This window comes from Wolbachia pipientis (assembly GCA_023052945.1).
GTDB lineage: Bacteria > Pseudomonadota > Alphaproteobacteria > Rickettsiales > Anaplasmataceae > Wolbachia.
In genome coordinates, this window is the sequence record CP095495.1 from 980,276 (window position 1) to 1,004,682 (window position 24,407).

Genomic DNA, 24,407 nt, shown 5'->3' on the forward strand with positions numbered 1-24,407 from the left:
TTACTTTTAGTGATTCATGGAGTTAAAAAAGTCAGCATTGCTCTTTGTTAAAAGTAGTTTGTCACGTAAAAATTCCATTGCTTCAACAGGTCCCATAGGATTGAGTATTCTACGCAACACCCATATTTTATTTAGTATAGCCTTATCAACTAATAGCTCTTCCTTCCTTGTTCCGGATTTTGTAATATCAATAGCTGGAAATATACGTTTATCAGAAAGTTTTCTATCAAGTATGATCTCAGCATTTCCTGTACCTTTAAACTCTTCAAAAATAACTTCATCCATTTTTGAGCCAGTCTCTATAAGAGCTGTGGCGATTATAGTTAAAGAACCCCCATTCTCAATATTACGAGCTGCTCCAAAAAAGCGTTTTGGTCTCTGTAGTGCGTTTGAATCTACACCACCAGTTAGAACTTTTCCAGACGAAGGAATAACAGCATTATAAGCACGTGCAAGTCTAGTAATATTGTCAAGTAGAATTACCACATCTTTTTTATGCTCAACCATTCTTTTAGCTTTCTCTATTACTATTTCAGCAAGCTGTACGTGACGGTAAGCAGGCTCATCAAACGTAGAACTTACTACCTCACCTTTTACAGAACGTATCATATCTGTTACTTCTTCAGGCCTTTCATCTATAAGTAACACTATTAATTCTATTTCAGGGTGATTTATAGCTATAGAGTTAGCCATTTGCTGAAGCAATACAGTTTTTCCTGTGCGAGGTGGAGCAACTACTAACGCTCTTTGCCCTTTTCCAAGAGGAGCTACTATATCTATAGCACGCATGCTTAAGCCTTTTTTATCATCACCATTATTACACTCAAGTACTATGCTTTCCTCAGGATAAAGAGGAAGCAAATTATCAAAATGGACGTACTTTCTTAATTCACTTACTTCAGTAGAGTTTATACTTTGAACCTTAGTTAAAGTAAAATATCTCTCTTTATCACCAGGTGGCCTTATTTCTCCATATGCCATATCTCCTGTACGTAAATTAAACTTCTTTATTTGCCCGTTAGAAATATAAACATCATCGGTACTTGGGGCATAATTTGCACTTGCTGAACGTAAGAAACCAAAACCATCAGGCAATATTTCCACTATTCCACTACCTGTGGTTATGCCTCCTTCTTCACTCATTTTTTTCATTAAGCTGAATATTATTTCCTGCTTTAGCATTCTACCATTGCTTTTACCGTTAGTTGAAATTTTTCTTTCTTCAGCTAACTCTAACAATTCTTCTGCTGTTTTCTCTTTTAATTCGCTCAGATCTAATGTTTTTCTGTTTTTCTCAGTACCTTCATTGACCATCTGTTTTACTGTATCGTTATTGTAAATTTGCTCACTTTTTTCAGGTTGAGCTGTAACCTTTCCTTTTGCCAAAACATCTTCATTGATTGTTGTCATAATCCTCCAAAAATTTTAATTGATGCTTACTAACCTAAAATGTGACTATAAGATAATAAATTAGGCTGAGTTAGTTTCAGTGCGTATTGAGCTTAATTATCATTAAACCCCGTACTTTACTTACATTATACTCATAAACACTAGCAAGTCAAGTTAATTTAATGTTAACAAAGCACAAAAATTTGAGGATTTTCAATAGCTATTCTTTATATTTTTTTAACCTTTCTTGCTTCTCCTCTTCTACTTTTGCTTTTTCCACTTCTGCTTCTAAATTTTCTTGACTACATAAGCCAAGTAGTACAGGATCTTGGGGTTTTATATTTTGCATGCTATGATGAGATCCATCTCTTACCTGCTCAACTGTGTAATTTGTTGTACTAATTAATTTAGCTATAACGTTATTGTCCAAGATAGGAAATTTTTTTACTAAATAATAAATCGCATCAGGTTTATCTCTACGTCTTGCCGTAGAGGCAAAGCCAAGAATGCTACCAATCGCTTTACTCCTTTTTTTATATTTTTTATAATCAAATTTGGTACACGATTTGGATTTTTTTTGCAATCATCGATTTCTTTTTCAGTAATTATTCCAGAAATAATAGGGTTATATTTTTCTACTTCTATTTCCTCATCAGCTATGTCTTGTACTTCTTCAAGGGCCAATCTGCAACATTGTGCTATTTGATTAAAAGTTAAACCAGTGTTGTCTACTAACCAAGCAGCTATTTGTACTAGAAACTGTTTATTTCTATCGTTATTGCCCTTAGAAGATTCCATTGACATCAAAAAAGCATCTCCCATTTAAAGTATCCCTTACTGTTATACAGAGCTAAAATATAAACTATTAAAACTAAAAAAGCATTAATTTTGTCATTCAATAACTTTTTGTTTGTCACTTCCCACCTCTTAAGTTAATTAAATGCGCTTACCTTTAAGCATATTTCAAACAAAATATTTCCCCTTCCTAAGGTATAGTATAACTCAGTTAAACATATGTTCCTACTTAAGATTAGAGAGTTAAATTTTAAGTTAATATATTGTAATATTATATATATTGGCTAATAAAGCAACAGGTTTACAAGAATTAAATTATCACTATTCTATAATTAACCATTAATTAACTGAGTTTAAAATGAATGTTAAAAATTTTTTCACTAAAGTAACCGTTGTCCTTTTAGCTTGCTTATTAGTCTTCATGGGAATTGGCAACCTTTTATCAGGTGATGATGAAAAAGAAGAGGTAGCTAGGGTTGGAAAAGAAGTTATAACGTCAGATGAGTATAAATCACTATATCAAAATTATAAAAAGCAAATTTCTGGATCTGATGCGAGTAGAGAACAAGTAAAAAAGCTGAAATATGATTTGCTTAACGCACTTATAGAGCAAAAATTATTGTTTAACCTAATTAGTGAGCTGGGGTTGACAGTTGGAGAAGAATCTATAAAAAACCATATTAAAAATACCAAATACTTTCAAAATGATAAAGGCGAATTTGACAAAAATAAATTCCATGAAACGCTAAATGACCTGCATATGACAGAAAAAGAGTATATAGCAAAGCTAGAGAAAGTCCTGCCTGCAATGATGTTCATGACTTCATTATTTAAAGATAATTATCCAGTAACTTTTGGCGAGAAAATTGATGAGCAGATATACAAAAGTCGCTACCAAACTAGAGTAGTTGATATTGTTAAAATAACTGAAGATGCAGTTACAAACATTCCTGAACCAGATGATCAAGCCTTACTTGATTTGTACGAAAGAAATAAATCCCATTTTTATTATCCTGAGTATCGAACTGCGCAATATATTTCCCTAGGCCAAAAGTATTTTGAAGATCAAATCAAGATCTCAGATGAAGAAGTTGATGGTATAATAGAACAACAAGAACTTAAAGATCAAAGAGATGTATTCAATGTAATATTTTCTACCAAAGAAGAAGCTGAGGCAGCAAGAAGAGCATTTGAGGAGGGTAAAACAAGCTTTGAACAGATAGTAGGAGAGTTTGGCAAAGCAAAACTTGAGGAAACTAGAGTAAATAATATAACTAAGGATTTTTTACCAGAAGACGTGAGGGAAAAGGTATTTGCTCTCAAAGTAGGTGAAGTAAGTGAAGTTTTAGCAAGCAGTTTTGGTTGGCACATAATAAAAGTGGAAAGTGCGCATCAAATCTCTGATGAAGACTTAGTTGATTTAAAAAAAGACATGAAGTCAGTTCTAACTAACCAAAAGTCTTTTGAAAGAGTCAATGATTTCATAAACCAAGTGAACTATAAGATATACAATGGTTCAGCAATTGAAGAAATATTGAGTGAATATAGTTTACCTATACAAACTATTGGTCCAGTAGATGCGAGTGGAAAAGATCAAAGCGGTAATAACGTAGGAAATTCTAGTGATTTGATTTCTTTCATTTTTTCGCGAGAAAAGGATCAGAAAGGTTATTTCAAGGGCGTTGGGGACGCTGTTGTTAGTGTAAAAATCATTGATATCGTTCCACCCAAATTGCAAAGTTTTGAAGAAGGCAGGGCATTAGTGGTAGAGCTTTGGCGTAGTGAGTTTATAAAAGAAAGAATGTTTAAAATTGGGCAAGAGGTTGCAGTTCAACTAAGAGAAAAAACAGATTTGGAAGAAATTCAAGGTATGGAATTAGTTAAAGGTCAGCAGATGCACCGCAATGAACAAAACTACCCCTTTTCTTTTGTAGAAGAGATTTTCAATATGAAAACAACTGGTTCAGTGACAGACCCTATTCAATACAATAATGAAATTATAATAGGTGTTCTAAAAGAAATGCATTCATCAAATGGTAAATTAAACACGCTTGACACCGGAAAACGTGTGATGATATCGCTAAAAGAGCAATTAATTAGCTATCTGGAATCAAAGTATAAAGTCGAAGTTAATCACGCTATACTTGATGATATATAGCCAGATAAGAATTAAATCCTTATAAGAACCTGTTTTACCTCAAACGCATCCAGTGCTCCGAACTTGGACCCAGAAACTTACTAAGTGGCTGCATGATGCAAACTAGATTCCAGTGCCCGGTGCTGCCCTACATTATTGGTAATTATATTATAAAGTTGTATAATTCATTTGACTTAAAACGGCCCATTGTATAAAATTGTGACTAATATATGAATAAAGGTTAACATGGCAGTTAAAATAAGGTTGGCGAGGTTTGGCGCAAAGAAACGCCCTTTTTATAGGATAGTTGTAGCTGATTCACGAGCACCAAGAGATGGGCGTTTTATTGAGAAAATAGGACAATATGATCCAATGTTACCAAAAGACAATAAAAATCGTGTTGTGGTGAAGGCTGATAGATTAAAACGTTGGCTAAGCGTAGGCGCGCAAGCAACTGAAAGAGTACTATGGTTCATTAAAAAAGGCATAGTAACTTTAGAAACAGAACCAAAGAAAACAGAAAAGAAGAAAGTAGAGAACGAGAAAGCACAGGGATAAGAAGCATAAGTCTCTTTAAAATGCTAAATACTGATTTAACAAATAATGGTAAATTAGACGATGTCGTATCTTCTGATTTATCAGCTATGAAGGACTTTATCTTCAAAAATGTCAATGATGAAGGTGCTAAGCTTGCTACTGATATTATATCTCATCTTGTTAGTTCAGGTGGAAAAAAAATAAGGCCTAAACTAGTTTTTATTATATGTAAAATGCTAAACTATTCTGGGGAGGATAGGATCAACGTTGCTGCATCGGTAGAGTTTATACACAATGCTACTTTACTTCATGATGATGTGCTCGATGAAAGTGAGGCACGCCATGGAGTTAAAACAGCGAATAAGATTTGGGGAAATAAATCAAGCATTTTAGTTGGTGATCTATTGTTGACTCTAGCATTTAGGTGGCTTATAGAGTGTGGAAATTTAAATATTCTCTCTATTTTATCTAAAGCATCGCATTTACTTGTGAAGGGTGAAATAAAGCAGATGACAACACGTTTTGACCCCCACACAGTCAGGGAAAATTATTTTGATATCATTGGAGAAAAGACAGCATCTTTATTTTCTGCATGCTGTGAAGCTGCATCTACAGTATCTGGTGCAATAAATGACGAAACAGAGAGGCTAAAGAATTTTGGTTTTAATTTTGGTATGGCATTTCAAATAGTTGATGATATGCTCGATTATACTGCTAATCAAGGCACTTCTGGAAAACAAGTCGGAAAAGACTTTTTCGAAGGTAAAGTCACCTTACCTGCTATTATAGCATATGAAAAGGGCAGTCCAGCAGAGCAAAAATTCTGGGAAAAATGCTTTTCTTCAGCTAGACACAATTTTGACCAAGCATTACACTATATTAATCGCCATAATGCCATTCAGCTTTCTATGGAAAAAGCTAGACACTACATTAATATGGCACAAAATGATATTAGTACTTTTTCTGATTCTTTTTATAAAACTACTTTAATTGACTTTTTAAATGCGAGCATAGAAAGACGAATGTAGCTGGCGCTTGATATTTTCGAATTAATTGCTATATATTTATTAGATTCTTAAGGGTAATAATATGTCAGATAGCAGTAAAGAGAAAAAGAAGAAGTTTGCTGATATGGTAAGTAGGCAGAAAGGTGACGACCAACAAAGTGATAACCATAAGCAAACTGATGATTTAAATGAAGACCTTAATATATTAAAAGAACGTGCAGCTCAGCTTGAAGATCATTTACGCCGCGCTGTTGCAGATAATGCAAACGTCAAACGTGTAATGCAAAAGCAAATTAGCGATGCAAGTGACTATGCAGTCACAAAATTTGCACGTGATATGATCGACTCGTGCGACAATTTAAAAAAAGTAATGGAAAATTTGAAAGATGGTGATCCTGTTCATGAGGGGATTAAAGTAGCTTATCAGAAAATTATAAATGATCTGAAAAAACATGGAATAGAGGAAGCAGATCCACTTGGTGAACTTTTTGACAGTAATTTACACCAAGCTATTGTGGAAAGAGAAGACAATGAAAAAGAGCCTGGCACCATTGTAGAGGTACTACAAACTGGTTATACTATCAAAAATAGGTTGCTCCGTCCTGCAATGGTTATTCTTTCCAAGAAATCTGCTGATTGTGGAAACGATTAACATGAGGTAGATGTATAATGACAAGTATTGTCTTTTCAGGTATCCAGCCAAGTGGCGTACTACATTTAGGTAATTATCTTGGTGCAATCAAACAGTGGATAGACTTACAGGATAAATACAAATCTCTTTTTTGTATTGTCGATCTACATGCAATCACAGCCAATAAACTTTCCGCAAGTGAGTTAAAGAGTAATATTCTCAAAACAGCAGCAGCTTATATTGCATGTGGAATAGATCCAGAGAAGTCCATTATTTTTAATCAGTCCACAGTTAGTGGGCATGCAGAGCTCTGTTGGCTACTTGGGTGCTACACGCCAATTGGTTGGCTCAGTCGCATGACTCAATTTAAAGACAAGGCTGGCAATGATAAGCAAAAAGTCTCTCTTGGATTATATAGTTATCCAGTACTTATGGCTGCAGATATATTGTTGTATCAAACTAAATACGTTCCTGTTGGTGATGATCAAAAACAGCATTTGGAGCTTGCACGTGATATTGCATCAGCTTTTAACAATCATTATAAACTGGATTATTTCATCGTACCTGAAATCTTAACTTTGGATTGCACATCAAGAATAATGAGCTTAAGAGATGGTACAAGCAAGATGAGTAAATCTGACCCTTCAGGACATTCGTGCATTAACCTTGATGATACGGATGACTTAATTGTTAAAAAAGTAGAAAAAGCAAAAACAGATTCAATTCTAGGCTTTGCTACTTTAGAGTGCCGACCAGAAATAAGCAATTTGATAAACATTTATTCAGTGCTTAGTAATTTAAATGTGGAAAAAGTGTGTGAAGAAGTGAACAAACATGACATGAAACACTTTAAAAAAGAGTTAGCTGATTTAATTATCAGTGTTATATCACCCATACGTGAGAGGATGAATGATCTTTTAAAAGACCAATTCCATTTACATGAAATATTAAAAAAAGGTACAAAGAAAGCAGCAGAAATTGCAACCCATAATATAAAAGAAATCAAGGATATTATTGGATTTGCTCAATAGACCTCTTGCATAACCTAAGGAATCAATTCAAAATTGTAAAAACAGGCAATAAGGGAATATTCAAAAAAGTGTGTCAAACCGCATTTTTAACTCAACTCAATTTTCAATCTACCAGGAAAGAAAATATCAAGTTGAGATATAGTTAAAGCCCAATTAGGATAGTCCAATTTTGCTCTACCTTTTTTATAGCACAATATACCTGTTTGTACAAGCTAGTAAATGAGCCCTTAGTTTTAGTGAATTTTCTAATCTGTCTATGCAGTTCCTCAATAGGGTTGGTAGTATAAATTAGCCTCACGCGAACTTTAATTTTTATATTCTTTCATTAGCATAATATAATTTTGTGCTGATTGTGTAATATGTTTAATTTCTTCATTTGACATTTTTTTGAAGAATTTTGCTGGCCTACCAGCCCATATTTCCCCACTTTTTATTACTTTTCCATGTGTCACTAGTGAGCCAGCAGCCACCATAGCTTCAGACTCCACAACTGCATGGTCCATCACGGTAGAGCCCATACCAATAAACGCTTTATCATGCACCGTGCATGCATGCAACATACAAAAATGTCCCACTGTTACCATACTGCCAATAATTGTGTCACCACCTAGGTTTCTATCCACATGAATTACCGTTCCATCTTGAATATTTGTTCCATCACCTATTTTTATTGATCCAATGTCCCCTCTGACCACACAATTAAACCAGATGCTTGCATCTCTTCCTATTTCAACCTTGCCTATGATATGCGAACCACCTGCGATGAAAGCACTTTCGTCTATTTTTGGTTCATAATTTTTGTATTTTAAAATGTGATACATATTAAGCCCAAAGTCTTATGCATATGTTAATCAAAATAAGGTAGGCAGTAAATACATACTTAGATTTCAAGCTACTTGGGTGACAGATGTTCTTGACTTACGTGCTTTGTACTGCTAAGATTTTTATTTTCAGCCCTATCTATAATGTCAGTAGCGGTATTAAGTATATTTCAAATAACATTGGTTGTTGTGTTAGTAATTTTAGTGCTCTTGCAGCCACCTGGGAGTAGTTCATTAAGTGGTTTTAGTAATACACAACAGGGAGTCAATTCGATGATTCCGGTGAAATCTTCTGAAAACCCGCTCAGCAGAATAACGGCTATTGTTGCTGGATTGTTTATTATAAACACATTGCTATTGTCAGGATTATATTCAAAAGACGTACATAAAAAATCGATTGCAGAGAAAATTATATTAGAAAAAAAGCAAGAAAGTGAACCTACTTCTGTTCCATTTGAAAATTAATGAAGGAAGCTAAATTTATCTTTGTCACAGGTGGAGTTGTGTCATCGCTTGGTAAAGGCTTAGTTGCTTCAAGCGTTGGTGCGCTTCTTCAAGCTTATGGTTTTAAGATCCGTATCAGAAAACTTGACCCGTATCTCAACATTGATCCTGGGACAATGAACCCAACTCAGCACGGAGAGGTATTTGTTACTGAGGATGGTGCTGAAACTGATTTGGATCTTGGGCATTATGAGCGTTTTACTGGAATTAAAGCAACAAAAGATGACAATATAACAACTGGTAAGATATATCATGAGTTGTTGAAGAAAGAGAGGCGTGGTGATTATCTGGGCAAAACTGTGCAAGTCATTCCTCATGTGACAGATTTAATCAAATCGTTCATTTTTAATGGTACGGAAGGTTTGGATTTTGTAATATGTGAAATAGGAGGAACTGTAGGTGATATTGAAAGCCAACCATTTTTGGAGGCTATACGCCAAGTTAACTACACATTAGGAAAACAAAGAGTTATCCTTATTCACTTAACTTTAATACCATATCTTACCGTAGCGCAAGAATTAAAGACAAAACCAACGCAGCATTCAGTTCGAGAGTTAAATTCCGCGGGGTTACAACCAGATATTATATTATGCCGCAGTGAGAAAGAAATTTTCGATAATCAAAGAGAGAAAATAGCTAAGCTTTGCAATGTTTTTTTGTCCAATGTGATACCTGCTCCTGATGTGAGTCATATATATGAGTTACCGGTGTTGTATAGCCAATGTGGGCTTGATACGCAAATTTTGGAGCACTTTCATTTAAGTGAGCCAAAACCAAGCTTGATTGAATGGGATCAAATAGTGCATTCCATAAGGCACCCAACACAGGAAGTTACTGTGTCTATAGTGGGAAAATACACCAAATTCCCTGATGCGTATAAATCACTAGTTGAAGCATTAAATCATGGTACAATTAGTAATAAAGTCAAAGTAAAGATAAATTGGGTTAACTCAAGAGAGAAGGAAGAAAAACCTATAAATGAAAAGCTTATAGGGGAGAAGTTACAGAATTCTCATGCAATCCTTGTCCCAGGGGGGTTTGGTGATGACGGAGTAGAGGGTAAAATATTAGCAATAAATTATGCCCGTACAAATAATATTCCGTTTTTTGGAATTTGCCTTGGTATGCAGCTTGCAATTATTGAGTTTGCTCGTAATGTTGTTAAGCTTGAAGATGCACACTCTGAAGAATTTCATAACTGTAAACATCCAATTGTTAAGTTGGCTGGCGATCAAGATGACGATCTTGGTGGAACCATGAGACTTGGGGCATACAAATGTAATATAAATGCAAGCTCTAAAATGATGGATGCATATAGTAACACTACTATTTCAGAAAGACACAGGCATAGGTACATAATCAATTCAGATTATAAAGATGATTTGGAAAAAAATGGACTGCTATGCAGTGGCATATCAGAAGATGGAACGTGCATAGAGGCAGTGGAGTTAGAGAGTCATCCGTGGTTTATTGGTGTGCAGTTTCATCCAGAGTTTCAATCAAAGCCGTTTTCTCCTCATCCTCTTTTTGTATCATTTATTAAGGCAGCAGTTAATAAAATTTAAAAGAAGAAGATTAGCAAAGGAAAGTGTTCAAGCATCAATATATGGAGCTTGCCATAGAGCAAGCCAAACTTGCTCAGAAAGATGATGAGGTTCCCATAGGTGCTGTAATAGTTAGTGGAAGCAATGTTGTTTCTTCTGCACACAATATATCCAATGATCCAACTGCACATGCAGAGATGTTAGCGATCAGACAAGCATTTTCAACTTCCACGCTTTGTGATGCTGATATGTACGTAACATTAGAACCATGTCCGATGTGTGCTCAAGCTATTTCCTTTGCCAGAATTAAACGATTGTACTTTGGAGCTTATAATCCAAAAGGTGGAGGAATTGAAAATGGTGCTAAGATATTTCAATTTTGCAGCCATATACCTGAAGTTTATGGTGGGATATTAGAAACAGAATGCTCTTTTTTATTAAAGGATTTTTTTGAGAAACTAAGAGCCTAACTTAGAATTACCAAGCATCATTAGACTTTTCTGTTATTCCAGTACGTGACATACAACAGAGGGTGTCATGCAAGTAGCTGACACACAGCTGTACGAACATTGTCTACCAGGAGGGTGTCATCCGAGTAGCTGACACTGCCCTCCTTTGTCATCCCAGTGCCCAGACACTGGGATCCAGAAGACTTAATTTTAACCAAGTGGCTGCATAATAAAGGCTGGATTCCAGTGTCAAGCACTGGAATGACATCATTCTTTTCTCTGGATTCCAGACTGGAATGACAGCAGTCCTACGTCATACCGTCACGGTATCTCTAGATCCCGCTAACAAGCAGCGGGATGACGGTTGTCAGGGTGTCAGCTACTTAGATGAAACCCTTTCCCGGTGGAGATCACTATCAAATCACATAAGAGAAAACTAATACCAATCACATTTTTTATCTTGCGGTTTTATTTGCAATATTGCTACCACACTGACCAACAAGCAGGAGACTATATAAAGCCCAGCAGCAAGGTTTGTTTGAGGAAATGTTACAGTCAACCAAATACAAACCATAGGAGTAAATCCTCCATGTAACGCATAAGAGATATTGCGTGATAAGCTCACACCACTAAATCTAACATTGGTAGGAAAGAGTTCAGATGCAACTATTCCTATGGGAACTATACCCCTTTCTATTATAGAGAGAACCATTACGCTCAACGCAATCACAAGATAATTTTTGTAGTAATATGCAATAGATAACGCAGGACAACACAGTGCCATTGTAATTGCTATAAATAAGATTGCAGTGCGCTCTTTTCCAACTTTATCAGCCAACATTCCAAACGCTATTGAAGATATCGGCATTAATACACTGGTTGTAATCAATACAATTTCGTTGATATATGTCGTTACATACACATCCACTGATGCTATTTCCTTTGCGAGTGTTCGAAGAAATATGGTAAATCCGACAGCAACATTAACAGGTACAGATATTAAAATAGCAAGTATAAGAGCTCTCTTGTGGCGCTTTATAAGCTCTATTATTGGCAAATCAGGTAAATTTCTTTGTTTTCGATTTTTTTCATATGCTGGAGTTTCTCCCAATGTGTATATACTATACGCGCTAATTAATCCTAAAATAGCTGAGAAAATAAATGGCAATCTCCAACCCCAGATGCAAAAATCAGTAGTTTTTTTGCAGATAATTACTATCACCGCAGAAAGCAAGACACCAATGGAACGACCAAAGCCCATTATTCCAAAATACATCCCTAAGTTTTCTTTCCTACTGGATAAATGCTCTATAAGATAAACAGAACTTCCTTGTTCACCACCAAGTGCAATTCCTTGTGTTATATGGATTGCAAGAAGCAATATAGTAGAAATTATACCTACTTGATTGTGACTTGGAATAAATGCAATAAGACTTGATGGTATCGATATTAGCAAGATAGTAATTATTAATGCTATCCTCCTTCCGTACCTGTCACCAACGTGACCAAATATGAATGCACCAAGTGGCCTTACAATTGCGCCTAGCCCTACAATTCCAAATAATTGCAGTATGTTACTGTAGACATCTTTTGCAAAACAAAACTCTCTGCTGATTATGTTAATCAAATCAATAAAGAGCATGTAGTCATACCATATTGTGATTCTGCAGAGTATGGTTGATATCAACACCCTTGTTTGCACTAAATTCAATTCGTAAATGTTTGCTTATTCTATTCTGGCTGCTTTTTGGGATTTTGCAACCTAAGATGTGGGTTGACTTTTTTATTATGGTATGTGATAATTGAGATTGTTAAAATTTAGGTATTCACTGACCGTTCTTGTTATAAACACCAGAATAATAAGCTACTGATATTCTCCATCTTTTTTATCTTTAATCCATCATAGCTAGCGATGCAACAAAGCCATTCCAGTGTCCGCTACTCAAATGACATGGTGAGGCGTCATCCCGCGCGGAATAATTAACCGTCATACCGCCGCGGCGCTAACAAGTAGCGGGATGACGATTGTCAGGGTGTCATTCTAGTAGTGTGACACTGGTTCCTTTATGATGGTGTCATCCCAGTGCCTTTGTTACTTCTCTTTGTTACTTGCTTTTCCCATTCTCATTTACTTCTTGTGCTTTCACTCCATCTACTTGAGTACTAGGTAATACTGCATATGTAATACCACCAACTACGAGTGCAGATGTTACTGCTATACCAATCATTACTAACATCTCTAACCTAACTGTACGTTCAAGTGCAGTAAATGCTATCAGTCCAGCAGCAAGACCCATACCAACAGTAGCGGTGTACCGTGCTCCATTGCTTTGTTTTGGTTGCTCAGTTGTTTTGTTTTTAGCTTCTAATTCTTTATTTCTCCTCTCAGCTTCAGTCAATTTAGCTTCTAATTCTGTTTTTCCCGCGTTAGCTTGATTCAATTGAGTTTGTAATTGTTCCTTAAGGTTTGCAATTTCAGCATTTAGTTGGTTTATTTTAGCTTCTAATTCTTTTATCTTATCCTCTTTAGCTTGTAACTGAGCAGCAACATCTTCATTGCCCAACGTAACCTCATTAAGAGAACTTGCACGTAAATCACCATCATTGGCAATCTGTGTTGTACCATTAATCCCTGTAGATATAGGATCTGATGGCGTGCTACTGCTTGTAAGATGGCAATTACCTAACAACTTCTCCGTATTATCAGGACTGTCTTCTCTCGCATCAACGTAACCAGCTAAAGAATCTTGAATACCAGCTAAAGAACTTTGTAACGACTGCTCTGTTTCTGATTCAATAGAGTTTTTATTTATAGCTTCTACTTGATCAGATGTTGTATCAGTTGGTAAGGTTACTTTAGGTGAAGAATTTTGATTTTCATTTGAATCTAACATAGAGAACCTCAATATAAATAATATTTAAGGTAGTATGATGCCTTTAAAACTTAACGTCAAGTAATATTTTCCATAGTATGTTATAAATTTTGGCATAGCCGTCTTTACTTAATTGTGCTATAGCTAAAGTAATTTAGGTTTACCGACAATCGTCATCCCGCTGCTTGTTAGCAGGCTAAGAGATACCGCGGCGGTATGACGTTGCTAGCTTGAAGTTTAAAATTGAGAAATATTTATGTTAAAAGAAAAATACGGCTTTAAAGAAATTGAAGACAAATACAACATATTATGGGAAGGCAGTAAAGTTTATAAGTGGAATGGTGAAAAGGATAACACTTTCACTATAGACACACCTCCACCAACAATATCGGGTAAATTGCATATCGGCCATATATTCAGCTATTGCCATACAGACTTTATTGCAAGGTTTCAGCGCATGCTGGGAAAAGATGTGTTTTATCCAATTGGGTTTGATGATAATGGGCTTCCCACTGAAAGATTGGTTGAGCAAACCTATAAAACCCGCGCAAAAGAAGTTGGCAGGGAAAAATTTATAGAGATGTGCCATGAGGTTATTGAAAAATCAAAGCAAGAATTCAAGGAACTATTTAAATCGGTCGGCATTAGTTATGACTGGGATTTGGAATATCACACGATCAGCAAGGAAACTGTGACGCTTTCACAGATGTCGTTTATTGATCTATATAATAAGGGATATGCATATAGAAAGATGCAGCCTATCCTTTGGGACCCAGTTGATAAAACCGCAATTGCGCAAGCAGAAATAGAAGATAAAGTTTTTGAGTCATCCTTGAACACGATAGTTTTCTCTACTCAAGAAAATAAGCAGATCAATATTGCGACCACGCGGCCTGAATTACTTCCCGCATGTGTTGCGGTTTTCTGCCACCCAGAGGATGCGCGCTACACTCATCTGATCGGAAAAACAGCGGTGGTGCCAATAACAAAGGAAAAAGTACTAATCATTGCTGACGATAAGGTCAAAATAGATAAAGGCACTGGGCTTGTTATGTGCTGTACGTTTGGTGATGAACTCGACATATATTGGCAGCAAAAGCATAATCTACCGATGAAAATTATCATCGATCAGGATGGGGGGATGAACCTTCATTCAGTACATGGTCAGAAGGAAGAAATATGGATTCCAGTGTCACGCACTGGGATGACAAAGGAGGGTGGGTGTGATCAGAAAGAAGAATGGATCCCAGTGTCAGCTACTCGGATGACAGACGATATACTAAATGAAATAAATGGATTGAAAGTTACAGCAGCAAGAAAGCGGATAATCGAAATCCTAACTCAAAGAGGACTTTTGATAGAAAGCACTAACATTTCTCATTCTGTCAAGTGTGCAGAAAGATCTGGTGCACCACTTGAGATATTACCTACTTATCAATGGTTTATCAAGACCTTAGAGCAAAAAGCTCAAGTATTAGATAAAGTAAAAGAATGCAATTGGCACCCAAGCAATATGCGTAAACGCATGGAAGTGTGGATAGAAGGGCTAAATTGGGACTGGTGCATCTCAAGACAGCGCTATTTTGGTGTGCCATTTCCAGCATGGTATTCTAAACGTAAGGGAGAAGAAGGTAAAATTATTCTAGCTGAGATAAAGGCCCTACCTATAGATCCACTCAAAGATTTGCCAAAAGGGTATAGCAAAGAAGAGGTTATTCCAGATCAAGATGTAATGGATACCTGGGCCACAAGTTCAATTACTCCTCAACTAAGTGCACTGGCAGTAAATAGTGAGTTTAGCTTACCAAATCATCGCTATAATACGATATTTCCTGCAGATCTGCGCAGCCAGAGCCATGAGATAATAAGAACTTGGGCTTTTTATACTATTTTAAAGGCACATTATCATGCAGATTCTTTACCTTGGAAAAACATTATGATCAGCGGTTGGTGTTTAGCCGATGATAAGAAAAAGATGAGTAAATCAAAAGGTAACATCATCACTCCTCATGTAATACTTGAAACTTATGGAGCTGATGTAGTACGCTATTGGGCAGCGAACTCAAGGCTGGGAGTTGATACAGTCTACTCTGAAAATATATTCAAAATTGGCAAGCGCCTAGTTACAAAACTTTGGAACGCTAGCAAGTTTGTTTCCATGTTCATGGAAAAGCATCAAGTAATGAGCATAAATTCTGCTCACGAGACAATGGATAAGTGGATATTGTCTAAGTTATACAAAGTTATAGAAAGAGCAACAAATAACCTATTACAGTTTGAATACTGTGAAGCTTTGGAGGCAGTAGAGGAGTTTTTCTGGAAGGATTTTTGTGATAATTATTTGGAACTAGTAAAGAAACGTGCGTACGAAAATGATTCAAGTGCGAAACAAAGTTTAGCATATGTGCTAAATACCATTTTGCGGTTATTTGCACCTTTTTTGCCTTACATTACAGAAGAGATATACCACCAGTTGTATAGTTATAATTCTGTACACAATCAAAGTAATTGGCCGAGCAAAGAAGAGCTTATCTACGATAAATATTCAGAGGAAATGGGAGACAATTGCGTGCAGATATTAAACATTATCAGAAAGATAAAAGCAGATAATAATGTATCAGTTAAGCATTTGATAAAGAAATTAGTGATAAAAGCGAGCGTACAAGAGGATAAGTTGGATCAATCTGCACAGGATGATTTGCAGGCAGTGTGCAGTGCGGAAACGATAGAGTGGATGCAGTCTGAGCTTGAAACTGAAGACGGGAAATACATAGTGAATATAGACTTATACTGATTTTTATAGCTTTATTTCCTTTGATATCCATGCTATTATAATCATTATTAGTTGTGAGGATGAGGGATTTGTATAGTAAAACCAATGCACCATATCTTATAGCTGGTGCTTTTGCTACTTTGGCATTGCTTGCATCTGGGACACTTGCTGTTGCTCCTTATGTTACATTCTTATCTCCAATTGCAGCCTTTAATGTAGCTCTTCCTGTTGCCTTGAGTTTATCTATACTATCTACTTTGATACTTGCACTTTCATGCAAGATGATTAAGAAAATAGAGGTTGAGAAAAATAAATTTGCTGAAAAAGAGCAAGAGCTAGCTAATGTAAGACAACAATTAGAGAGTAAGGTACAAGAGTTAGAAAATAAAATAACTCTGGGAGAAGAAGCTAAAGAAGCTGCAAATGAACAAGTGAAAGTATTACAGAATCAATTGAATGAACTGGCTCAAGAGAAGCAGAATTTAGAAAGTGAAGTTGAAAGGCTAAACGAGAAAATAGGGTGGTTAGAGGACCAACAAGAAGAACTATATGATGAATCAGAAGGGAAAGGCGGAGATGAAAATAAAAATGAAGAGATAGAAAAAGAAATAGAACGTCTGAAGGCATACCACAATATGACAAGTAAAAATGTTGATTTACATAAACAAAACGAAAAGCGTTCATCTGAAAATTCTAATATTGATAAAGCTCTTTTTGATAAATCTCTAAAAACGGAAGAGAAGCACAACGAACGTCTTAACAATGCAGAGGAACTGCTAAACACGCTGGGACAAGATTTATTACAAGGAAATGCAGTACAAGAAGCAGCTAATTCACTGGAAATGATAAAGGATCTAAGCAGTGAACATCCATCAGGATTTGAAGGAACAGATGAAAATACGTCTGCTAATAAACAATTCTCGAAACCAAAATCACCTTATATATCCATTCCAATAAGACCGCCATATACAGAGCTGAATGACGCTTCATGTGATTCTGGATATTTTAGTGGATGCTTTACCTCGACCAATAGCTACCACACATTTTGAGTACAGTTGTACACTCGATACATAAGACCTTAGCCATTTTTAGCTAGCAGACTGAAAATGGGAAGTTTGTTGTAGGTGCAGCACTATAATCCCTCCACAGATAAGAGAATTTTAATAAATATATACAAGACTGCTGAAGTTTTGTGCGTGGGGGGAGGGGAGTAATGAGCAATTTGTTTAACAAAGCTAACACATTTTATTTTGTAGCTAGTTCCTTAGCTACTCTTACGTTACTTACATCTTTAGCGCTTACTGTAACTTCTAATGTGCCTCTTCCTCTAATTCTTGCTTTAGCTGCATTATCTGTTTTGGTGCTTGCACTTTCGTATAAAATAATTAGTAATAATAAAAAAATAGAGGTTGAGAGAAGTAAATTCGCTCAGAAAGAACAAAAGTTAGAAAATAAAATAACTCTAGGAAAGGAAGCTGAAAAAGCTGCAAACAAAGAAGTGGAAAAATTAAAACATGAATTAACTCAAGAAAAGCAAAATTTAGACAAGAGAGCAAAAAAATTGGCTCAGAAAGTAAATGAGTCAGAAGTTGAGAGAGAATCTCTTCTTGAAGAAAAAAAATCTTTAGAGAAAAGATTAGAAACAGCAAAGAATCGTACGTTTGAAATAGACAATGAATTGGGCAAAACAAAAGAGGAAATAGATAAGCTTGTTGCACGAGAAGAAGAATTACATCTTAAAATCTTGCGTTTACGTGAACAGTTACAAGAAAAAGAAGAACGTATAACAGAATTGAAAGGGAAAATAGACAATAATCAACGCAAAGAATTAGAAAATAAAAAATTGAATGAGGAAGTAGAAAAATTACGTAAAGAAATAAGGGAGTTATACGAGAAAGAAGACAAATTTTATAAAGAAAGGGATATATTACGTAAGAAAGAAGACACACTTTGTAAAGAAAGAGATATACTATATGAGGAAGAAAAAAAGTTGCATACAAAATTAGATGACCTAAAATGTGAAATCAGAAAAATCAATAAAGAAAAGGAAAATTTATCTCAAGAATTAAAAAAGAAATTTGAAGAGTTAGATGAAGCAAATGATTTAATTGAAAATCAGTCTTTTAAGTTAGACGGAATAAGAAAAGATTGTAACAATGAGGTGAAAAGTTTAAAAAATTCACTTTTAGAGCGAGACAGTCAAATAGGACAACTTGAAGAAGATTTGTTGAGAAATGCAGAAGAGAAAAAGGGTTATTTACTGGAAATGTTAGAACCTGTGGTAGACGAGGTAGAAAAATTAGTAAACGCTAATGAAGCGATCGGAGATCATAGTAGAAAAATAATATTACAGGAGACTCGAAAAATAAAGTTTATATTGAAGGAAATTATGCAATTCACGCCAGGTGAAGATTATAGATATGAATCACCATCAGAGAAAACATTTGATTTTTCACTGGAGGATCTTGGATATGTAAGTCGCTCATCCACTCCGATCAAATTGCCAGATTTACCATGGGCAGAACGTTGTAAACGCAGTCAATTTCGGAATGTAGAACTTGACAATACAACAATTAGTCTTATTATAAAATAAATCATGCAAGATAATGAACCCAATAATATGCGCACTGGATACACAAGACTTAAATAAGGCTATTTCTCTAGCTAATACTCTGCGTGGTAAAGTTGGCATGGTAAAGCTGGGATTAGAATTTTTTGCTGCTCATGGTCTCTCTGGAGTGCAAGAAGTTGCAAAATGCAATGTACCAATTTTTTTAGATCTGAAATTGCATGACATTCCAAACACTGTAGCTAAAACAGTTGAAGTAATAAAAGTTCTGAGCGTTGAAATGTTAACTCTGCACATCAGCGGTGGAACAAAAATGCTTGAAGAAGCGCTAAGTGTGGTGCAAGGCACAAAAATAAAGCTGATTGGAGTAACAATGCTAACTAGTATGAGCAATGAGGATTTAAACGAGCTTGGAATAGCAAGAGAGGTAAAATCACAGGTAATTTTGCTTGCAAAGCTTGCAAAAAAGATTGGGCTCTATGGAATAGTCTGTTCTGCACTAGAAGCTCAAGAAGTGCGCCGAGAATGCGGTGAAGACTTTAAAATTATTACTCCAGGAATTCGTATAGATCCAGGTCATGACGACCAAAAAAGGACAGCAACACCAAGAGAAGCAATAAATTTAGGAGCTGATTATATCGTAATTGGTAGGCCCATTACAAAAACTGCAGGTAGTGCAGAATTAATATTGAAATCCCTTACTAATTGAAGCAGATAAAAAAAAGTGCTTGACACAAAAAAACGAACGTTATATAGTGTTGTTATCTTTTGTTTTACCTCGCTTAATTTAATTACTGAATTAAGCTTACAGTACTAGGCGTGGTACAAAGTGCCAGGCTGTTTCTAGCTTTATATTCTCAACAAATAAGTTTTCTTTGGTTTTTTTTCATGCTGAAGTGTAGTTGTTATTGTAACAACAGGGTTGTTGTCTTCAAATTACAACACAGTTGCCTGCAAAATTCAAAAGAAGTCTAATGCTATAGCTAAAGTGGCTTAGGTTTACCTACAATTTGAAAAACAACAAATTCGTCATTCCGCTACTCGTTAGCGGAATCTATAGACCTGCTGAAAAAGGTGATTGAAAAAATGATGTGAGAGAGGTAGAAGAAGAATAAGCAGATCAAGTAAGGAAAAAAAATGAGCTTTAGTTACTATAATATGAAAAAACACCCAAGAAACTTTCGTAATATAACAGGTTTAACTATAGAGGAGTTCGAAAAAGTAGTGGAAAAAGTGAGGTCTGGATAGGAAAAACAGAAAAAGTGTCATGGTAGAAGATCAAAACTACCAACTCTGGAAGATAAGTTGTTTTGCGTAATTTTGTACTATCGCACTTACATAACACATAGATTTTTAGGATGCCTATTCAATGTACACAACGCAAATGTATGTAGGTTACTTAAGAGAATAGAGCCATTACTCGCCAAAAAAGTGACTATAACAAAAGATAGAAGTATGACGCCAGAAAAAATACTGAAGATTTTGGCTGATGTTACAGAACAGCAAATACAGAGACCAGAAGATAGTAAAAAACGGAAGAAATCATATTCAGGAAAAAAAAGAACCAACACTATGAAAACTGAGATTATTATCGAAGAAGGAGGAAGAATTTTATCAGTGTCAAAGTCATACCGTGGTAGAATTAGTGATTTCCGCATAAGGAAACAAGAAAAATATTTACCACTTGATAGCATAAAACATGCCGATTCTGGATATCAAGGTTGGCAAAAATTGCAAAGCAATGTTATAATTCCATATAAAAAGTATCGTAAAAAGCCATTAACTCCAGAGCATAATAGAAGATTAGCATCATTTAGAATGAGAGTAGAAAACAAGATCCGAGAGATAAAGATATTTAAGATTATGTCGAATGTTTATCGCAATTTTCAGAAAAAATATAACCTGAGGTTCAATATTATTGCTGGTATTGTAAATCTTAAGCACGCCTTTTAGTTAACCTTGATTTTAGTCACCCTCCTTTCCTTTTTTTATCGCTTGATTCGCAGCAGGTCTTATGATTTTGCAAAAGATACGGACACACCTAAAATCCAAAAAATTTCCGTAACAACTTACGAGTTATATGCTCAACCACAGATATCACAAAAGTTACTCGATGATGCGTTTGTTGATGTTGAGAGTTGGCTGGTGGAAAAGATTGCCGAGACTTTTAGTAAGGAAGAAAGCGAAGCCTTCATTAAGGGTGAGGGTACTTTTCAACCCAAAGGAATTTTAGCTTATGATGATGGAAAGGGCTACAATAAAATAGAGCAAGTTAAAACTGAAAAATTAGATAGCGATTCAATAATGATATTGTACTATTCTCTAAATGAGTATTACTCTAAAAATGCATCATTTTTGATGAACAGAAGTACGTTGAAAAACATTAGGCTGCTCAAATCTCAAGAGGGCCAATATCTCTGGCAACCAAGTTTGTCGCTTAAAGCTCCAGATACCTTAATGGGGATACCAGTATATCAATCTGCCGATATGCCACCGGTACCAAACAATCAGCTACCGGTAATTGCGATAGCGGATTTCAAACAAGCTTATAAGATTGTAGATAACAGAGGAATGAGAATATTACGAGACCCTTATACGAATAAACCTTATGTGAGGTTCTTTGTCACTAAGCGTGTCGGCGGAGAGGTTGTAAACACCAGTGCTATTAAATTGTTGAAAGTTGCGAGCAAGTACTAAAAACTTCCACAGCATCATCTTTAGAGCTGACCAAAGCAACACGTCATACCGCGACTCATTCCATAACTGTACGAACATTTGCTTTTGTTGAGGTAGTTCGCACAACAGATGGTGTCATGCCAGTACTGGGATCCAGAAATCTTATTGTAAGAAGCACACTAAACTGGTGAGCGTAAAAGTAGCTGTCTTATACTCAAACAAATGTCTTTGCGAGATTGCATGGAAAACTGGATCCCAGTACTGGGATGACACCCATTTAAGTAGGGATTGCCCTAAAATCACAATGTTCGTACAGTTATGCGCGGTATAGATTCCGCTAACTAGTAGCGGAATGACGGTTTTTCAAATTGTCGTAAGTCAGTTTAGCTATAGAACCTTTTTACTTCTTTTTATACCATATACTTTCTTTCCACAAGAGAAAAATTGACAAGTTGAAATTAATGTGTAACACTTAAACATTATTTATTTTTTATTAATTATAGGAGTAAAATATGTGGGAAAAAATAAAAAACTTTTTTAAATGGATTGCTGATCACACAGGAATTTCATGGATTGCAAGAAAAATTTCATCAGGTTGTTTGGTGGTAAAGCAAATGCTACTCAACAAAATACATCACAGCAAGAGGGGCCTTCAGGCAATGAGAGACAAGAAACACGCAGTCAATCAAAAGATAATACGTTACCAAAAGCTCCAAGTGATGAGCCTATACTAGGGACTCCTAATCAAACACCACCACCAGGTAAACCTAAAGAACTTGTAGTTGATAAACATGAAAAAGCAGGTAAACTTGAGCTTGAAAAGGATGGCTTAATACTGTGGTTGGAACAGTCTGTGAAAATCGAGAATTATAAAGATAGTCAAAGTGTAAACGAGGACGGGTTTTCTCCTGAGCTTCTTCTATATCTAAGATGTGATAAAGGAGAATATCGCATTACTGGTGGAGGTAATAATTACCATGGTTCTTCTGAATATGTAATTGTAAAATCAATACTAAAGAAGAACGAAGATGGTAATTATATCGATAGCAATACAATGTTTGTTGAAGACGGGATTGAGAATGTGAAAAAAATGTTAGGATTGAGTGATGGTGTAACAAAGATTAAAGTAGATAGTATATCTAACCATACGCGTCAAGTTAAGAAGTTGTAAGCAAGTTTAGGGAAGTTAAAGTAGATAACCTGGTCTTCCTATACCTGTCCTTTATAGAAAATTGTGACCAGTCTGTGGTAAGTTTTTTCAGAAAAATTCTCAGGTTATTAATTTTACTATTTAACGCTAAAAACAACTCCCTAATCCTTCTTTTTAGTTCAATGAAGGCCTTTGTTAAACTCAGCTCTATATTCTCTTTCAGCTTTGTACAGCCAAATATTCCATGAAATATAAGAATTGCACACAATTTAGCATATAGCCCACATAATACTCTGTATGACTTTCCTTTAAGTTCATCAAGCCTGATGTGACTCTTATACAATTTAAATAATAATTCAATCTGCCACCTTACTCTGTAAATTGTTAAGACCTGCTCAGCGCTAATTTTACTTTCTGGAACATTAGTTATGAATATCGACCAATCCAGCAATTTTTGATTCTTTTGAGAAGATGTGTATCCATGTGACTTTGCTAACTTATTAGCCCTTCTTCTTCTGATTATAGACTGTTCTTCAGTTAATTTTTGACATATAATTCTGGCTTTAATTTTTACTTCTTTCCCTAATAGCACTTCCCTTTCTAGAAAGGATTGACCTTCTAAACATTCCAATAACTCTATTTTTTGATTTGTTTCGATGTCATATGTGTTTGTATCAGATTTATAACGGCTAACAAAATAAGCTCCAGCTTCATCAATTTGTTTAAAAGAAGCTGGCACGAAGTAGCCCAGGTCTGATATTAACAGATCATTAGTTGATATATTGCTTAAATGGCTTCTATAGCCCTGATCTGACCTTATTCCTTCCGTAAGATTAAGTTGATCCAGCGTCTGGTTTAAGTAGTCAAAAAGTATCTGTAATTTTATTCTAGACTTAGCATTGCTTTCATAATCACTATAGCTAGTGCCGTATCCTTTGTACATATTTTCCATATTATTAGGCAAGCTAATGTAGCTACTGTCCAATAATTTGACGCTTTTGAATTGCTTTAAAATTTTACAATCAATTTGTAAGCTATTCCTAAATATTAATAAGGATTCATTATACATTCTTCTCATAAATTCTACTGCTTCTTCAGCAAATCTCCAATCTAAACCCTGTTTTGTTATTTTTATTGAGTCTTCGTTGAGTAACTGACACATCGTTTCTATGCTGCAATTATCAACTCCTATATTACCAAAAACTATTGCTTTTATAAACGACGATCCTCTAAGCTTTCTTTTCCTTTTTATAAAACCTACCTCATCTGATATTTCATCTGCCTTTTCATTGAAGAATTCTTTGAGTTTTTTTGACAAGCACGCTATTCTGTCCATTGTAAGTTCTCTCTATTAAGCTATCCAAGAGAACTTATACCCTATTTTTCCTTCTCTCTGCTAATTTTCCTCTCACTTTTCCTTAACTTGACGCGTATGGTATATCTAACAGCCCATTTGAAGCTCCAACGTTGGAACAACCTAAGCTCAATACTACTACGACACAACAAGTGGTTAACAATTAT

General features: G+C 35.4%; 20 protein-coding genes and 3 pseudogenes. 16 read left to right on the top strand and 7 right to left on the bottom strand.

All coding sequences use genetic code 11. The features are described 5' to 3' along the window. Window positions 1-6: 6 nt before the first annotated feature. Together rho and MWH06_04740 are read right to left on the bottom strand one after the other, a co-directional pair. Window positions 7-1,410: a transcription termination factor Rho gene (gene rho, locus MWH06_04735; protein ID UPA54612.1), complete on the bottom strand. Its 1,404-nt coding sequence runs from the start codon at window positions 1,408-1,410 to the stop codon at window positions 7-9. 199 nt (window positions 1,411-1,609) lie between these two features. Further along, window positions 1,610-2,187, bottom strand: a pseudogene (locus tag MWH06_04740) (DUF1013 domain-containing protein). 355 nt (window positions 2,188-2,542) lie between these two features. Here MWH06_04740 and MWH06_04745 point away from each other — a divergent pair. From MWH06_04745 to trpS, 5 genes are all read left to right on the top strand, one after another. Next, the gene (locus MWH06_04745) at window positions 2,543-4,342 is read left to right on the top strand and encodes a peptidylprolyl isomerase (GenBank protein UPA54613.1); all 1,800 of its coding nucleotides are present in this window, start codon (window positions 2,543-2,545) and stop codon (window positions 4,340-4,342) included. 225 nt (window positions 4,343-4,567) lie between these two features. Beyond that, entirely contained in the window at window positions 4,568-4,879 is a 312-nt protein-coding gene (gene rpsP / locus MWH06_04750) for a 30S ribosomal protein S16 (GenBank protein UPA54614.1), read from the top strand. Window positions 4,880-4,899: 20 nt separating this feature from the next. Then, entirely contained in the window at window positions 4,900-5,886 is a 987-nt protein-coding gene (locus tag MWH06_04755; GenBank protein ID UPA54615.1) for a polyprenyl synthetase family protein, read from the top strand. A 61-nt stretch (window positions 5,887-5,947) separates the two neighbouring features. Beyond that, the gene (locus MWH06_04760) at window positions 5,948-6,517 is read left to right on the top strand and encodes a nucleotide exchange factor GrpE (GenBank protein ID UPA54616.1); all 570 of its coding nucleotides are present in this window, start codon (window positions 5,948-5,950) and stop codon (window positions 6,515-6,517) included. Between the two features lie 17 nt (window positions 6,518-6,534). Then, the gene (trpS, locus tag MWH06_04765; protein ID UPA54617.1) at window positions 6,535-7,527 is read left to right on the top strand and encodes a tryptophan--tRNA ligase; all 993 of its coding nucleotides are present in this window, start codon (window positions 6,535-6,537) and stop codon (window positions 7,525-7,527) included. A gap of 86 nt (window positions 7,528-7,613) precedes the next feature. Here the strand turns inward: trpS and MWH06_04770 are convergent. Both MWH06_04770 and MWH06_04775 read right to left on the bottom strand, forming a co-directional pair. Continuing rightward, window positions 7,614-7,831 (bottom strand): annotated as a pseudogene (locus tag MWH06_04770) (IS256 family transposase). A gap of 1 nt (window position 7,832) precedes the next feature. Beyond that, window positions 7,833-8,348 (bottom strand): gamma carbonic anhydrase family protein, encoded by a 516-nt coding sequence (locus MWH06_04775; protein UPA54618.1) that lies wholly within the window; start codon window positions 8,346-8,348, stop codon window positions 7,833-7,835. Window positions 8,349-8,537: 189 nt separating this feature from the next. On the opposite strand from MWH06_04775, the gene secG reads away from it, so the two are divergent. From secG to MWH06_04795, 4 genes are all read left to right on the top strand, one after another. Then, a complete protein-coding gene (gene secG / locus MWH06_04780; GenBank protein ID UPA55755.1) occupies window positions 8,538-8,813 on the top strand; it encodes a preprotein translocase subunit SecG in 276 nt (91 codons plus the stop codon). Next, window positions 8,813-10,417 (top strand): CTP synthase, encoded by a 1,605-nt coding sequence (locus MWH06_04785; protein ID UPA54619.1) that lies wholly within the window; start codon window positions 8,813-8,815, stop codon window positions 10,415-10,417. The genes secG and MWH06_04785 overlap by 1 nt, the downstream gene beginning before the upstream one ends. 41 nt (window positions 10,418-10,458) lie before the next feature. Next, on the top strand, window positions 10,459-10,866 hold the full coding sequence (locus MWH06_04790; protein ID UPA55756.1) for a nucleoside deaminase: 408 nt from the start codon (window positions 10,459-10,461) through the stop codon (window positions 10,864-10,866). A 156-nt stretch (window positions 10,867-11,022) separates the two neighbouring features. Next, entirely contained in the window at window positions 11,023-11,145 is a 123-nt protein-coding gene (locus MWH06_04795; protein UPA54620.1) for a hypothetical protein, read from the top strand. A gap of 136 nt (window positions 11,146-11,281) precedes the next feature. On the opposite strand, the gene MWH06_04800 is transcribed toward MWH06_04795, so the two are convergent. Both MWH06_04800 and MWH06_04805 read right to left on the bottom strand, forming a co-directional pair. Continuing rightward, a complete protein-coding gene (locus MWH06_04800; protein ID UPA54621.1) occupies window positions 11,282-12,487 on the bottom strand; it encodes an MFS transporter in 1,206 nt (401 codons plus the stop codon). Window positions 12,488-12,950: 463 nt separating this feature from the next. After that, a complete protein-coding gene (locus tag MWH06_04805) occupies window positions 12,951-13,739 on the bottom strand; it encodes a hypothetical protein (protein ID UPA54622.1) in 789 nt (262 codons plus the stop codon). 235 nt (window positions 13,740-13,974) lie between these two features. On the opposite strand from MWH06_04805, the gene MWH06_04810 reads away from it, so the two are divergent. The 7 genes and pseudogenes from MWH06_04810 (at window position 13,975) to MWH06_04840 (ending at window position 22,907) form a co-directional block, all read left to right on the top strand. Next, complete coding sequence (locus MWH06_04810; protein ID UPA54623.1) at window positions 13,975-16,512, top strand: valine--tRNA ligase; 2,538 nt, start codon at window positions 13,975-13,977, stop codon at window positions 16,510-16,512. 68 nt (window positions 16,513-16,580) lie between these two features. Continuing rightward, a complete protein-coding gene (locus MWH06_04815) occupies window positions 16,581-17,540 on the top strand; it encodes a hypothetical protein (GenBank protein UPA54624.1) in 960 nt (319 codons plus the stop codon). 164 nt (window positions 17,541-17,704) lie between these two features. After that, window positions 17,705-19,084: a hypothetical protein gene (locus MWH06_04820; GenBank protein UPA54625.1), complete on the top strand. Its 1,380-nt coding sequence runs from the start codon at window positions 17,705-17,707 to the stop codon at window positions 19,082-19,084. 13 nt (window positions 19,085-19,097) lie between these two features. Next, window positions 19,098-19,769, top strand: a complete 672-nt coding sequence (gene pyrF, locus MWH06_04825) for an orotidine-5'-phosphate decarboxylase (GenBank protein UPA54626.1) — start codon at window positions 19,098-19,100, stop codon at window positions 19,767-19,769. Between the two features lie 428 nt (window positions 19,770-20,197). After that, window positions 20,198-21,013, top strand: a pseudogene (locus MWH06_04830) (transposase). Window positions 21,014-21,019: 6 nt separating this feature from the next. Then, window positions 21,020-21,757, top strand: coding sequence for a phage major capsid protein (locus MWH06_04835; GenBank protein UPA54627.1), 738 nt, complete (start codon window positions 21,020-21,022; stop codon window positions 21,755-21,757). 547 nt (window positions 21,758-22,304) lie between these two features. After that, on the top strand, window positions 22,305-22,907 hold the full coding sequence (locus tag MWH06_04840; protein ID UPA54628.1) for a hypothetical protein: 603 nt from the start codon (window positions 22,305-22,307) through the stop codon (window positions 22,905-22,907). Here MWH06_04840 and MWH06_04845 read toward each other — a convergent pair. Further along, window positions 22,894-24,222: an IS4 family transposase gene (locus MWH06_04845; GenBank protein UPA54629.1), complete on the bottom strand. Its 1,329-nt coding sequence runs from the start codon at window positions 24,220-24,222 to the stop codon at window positions 22,894-22,896. The genes MWH06_04840 and MWH06_04845 overlap by 14 nt on opposite strands. Window positions 24,223-24,407: the final 185 nt, after the last annotated feature.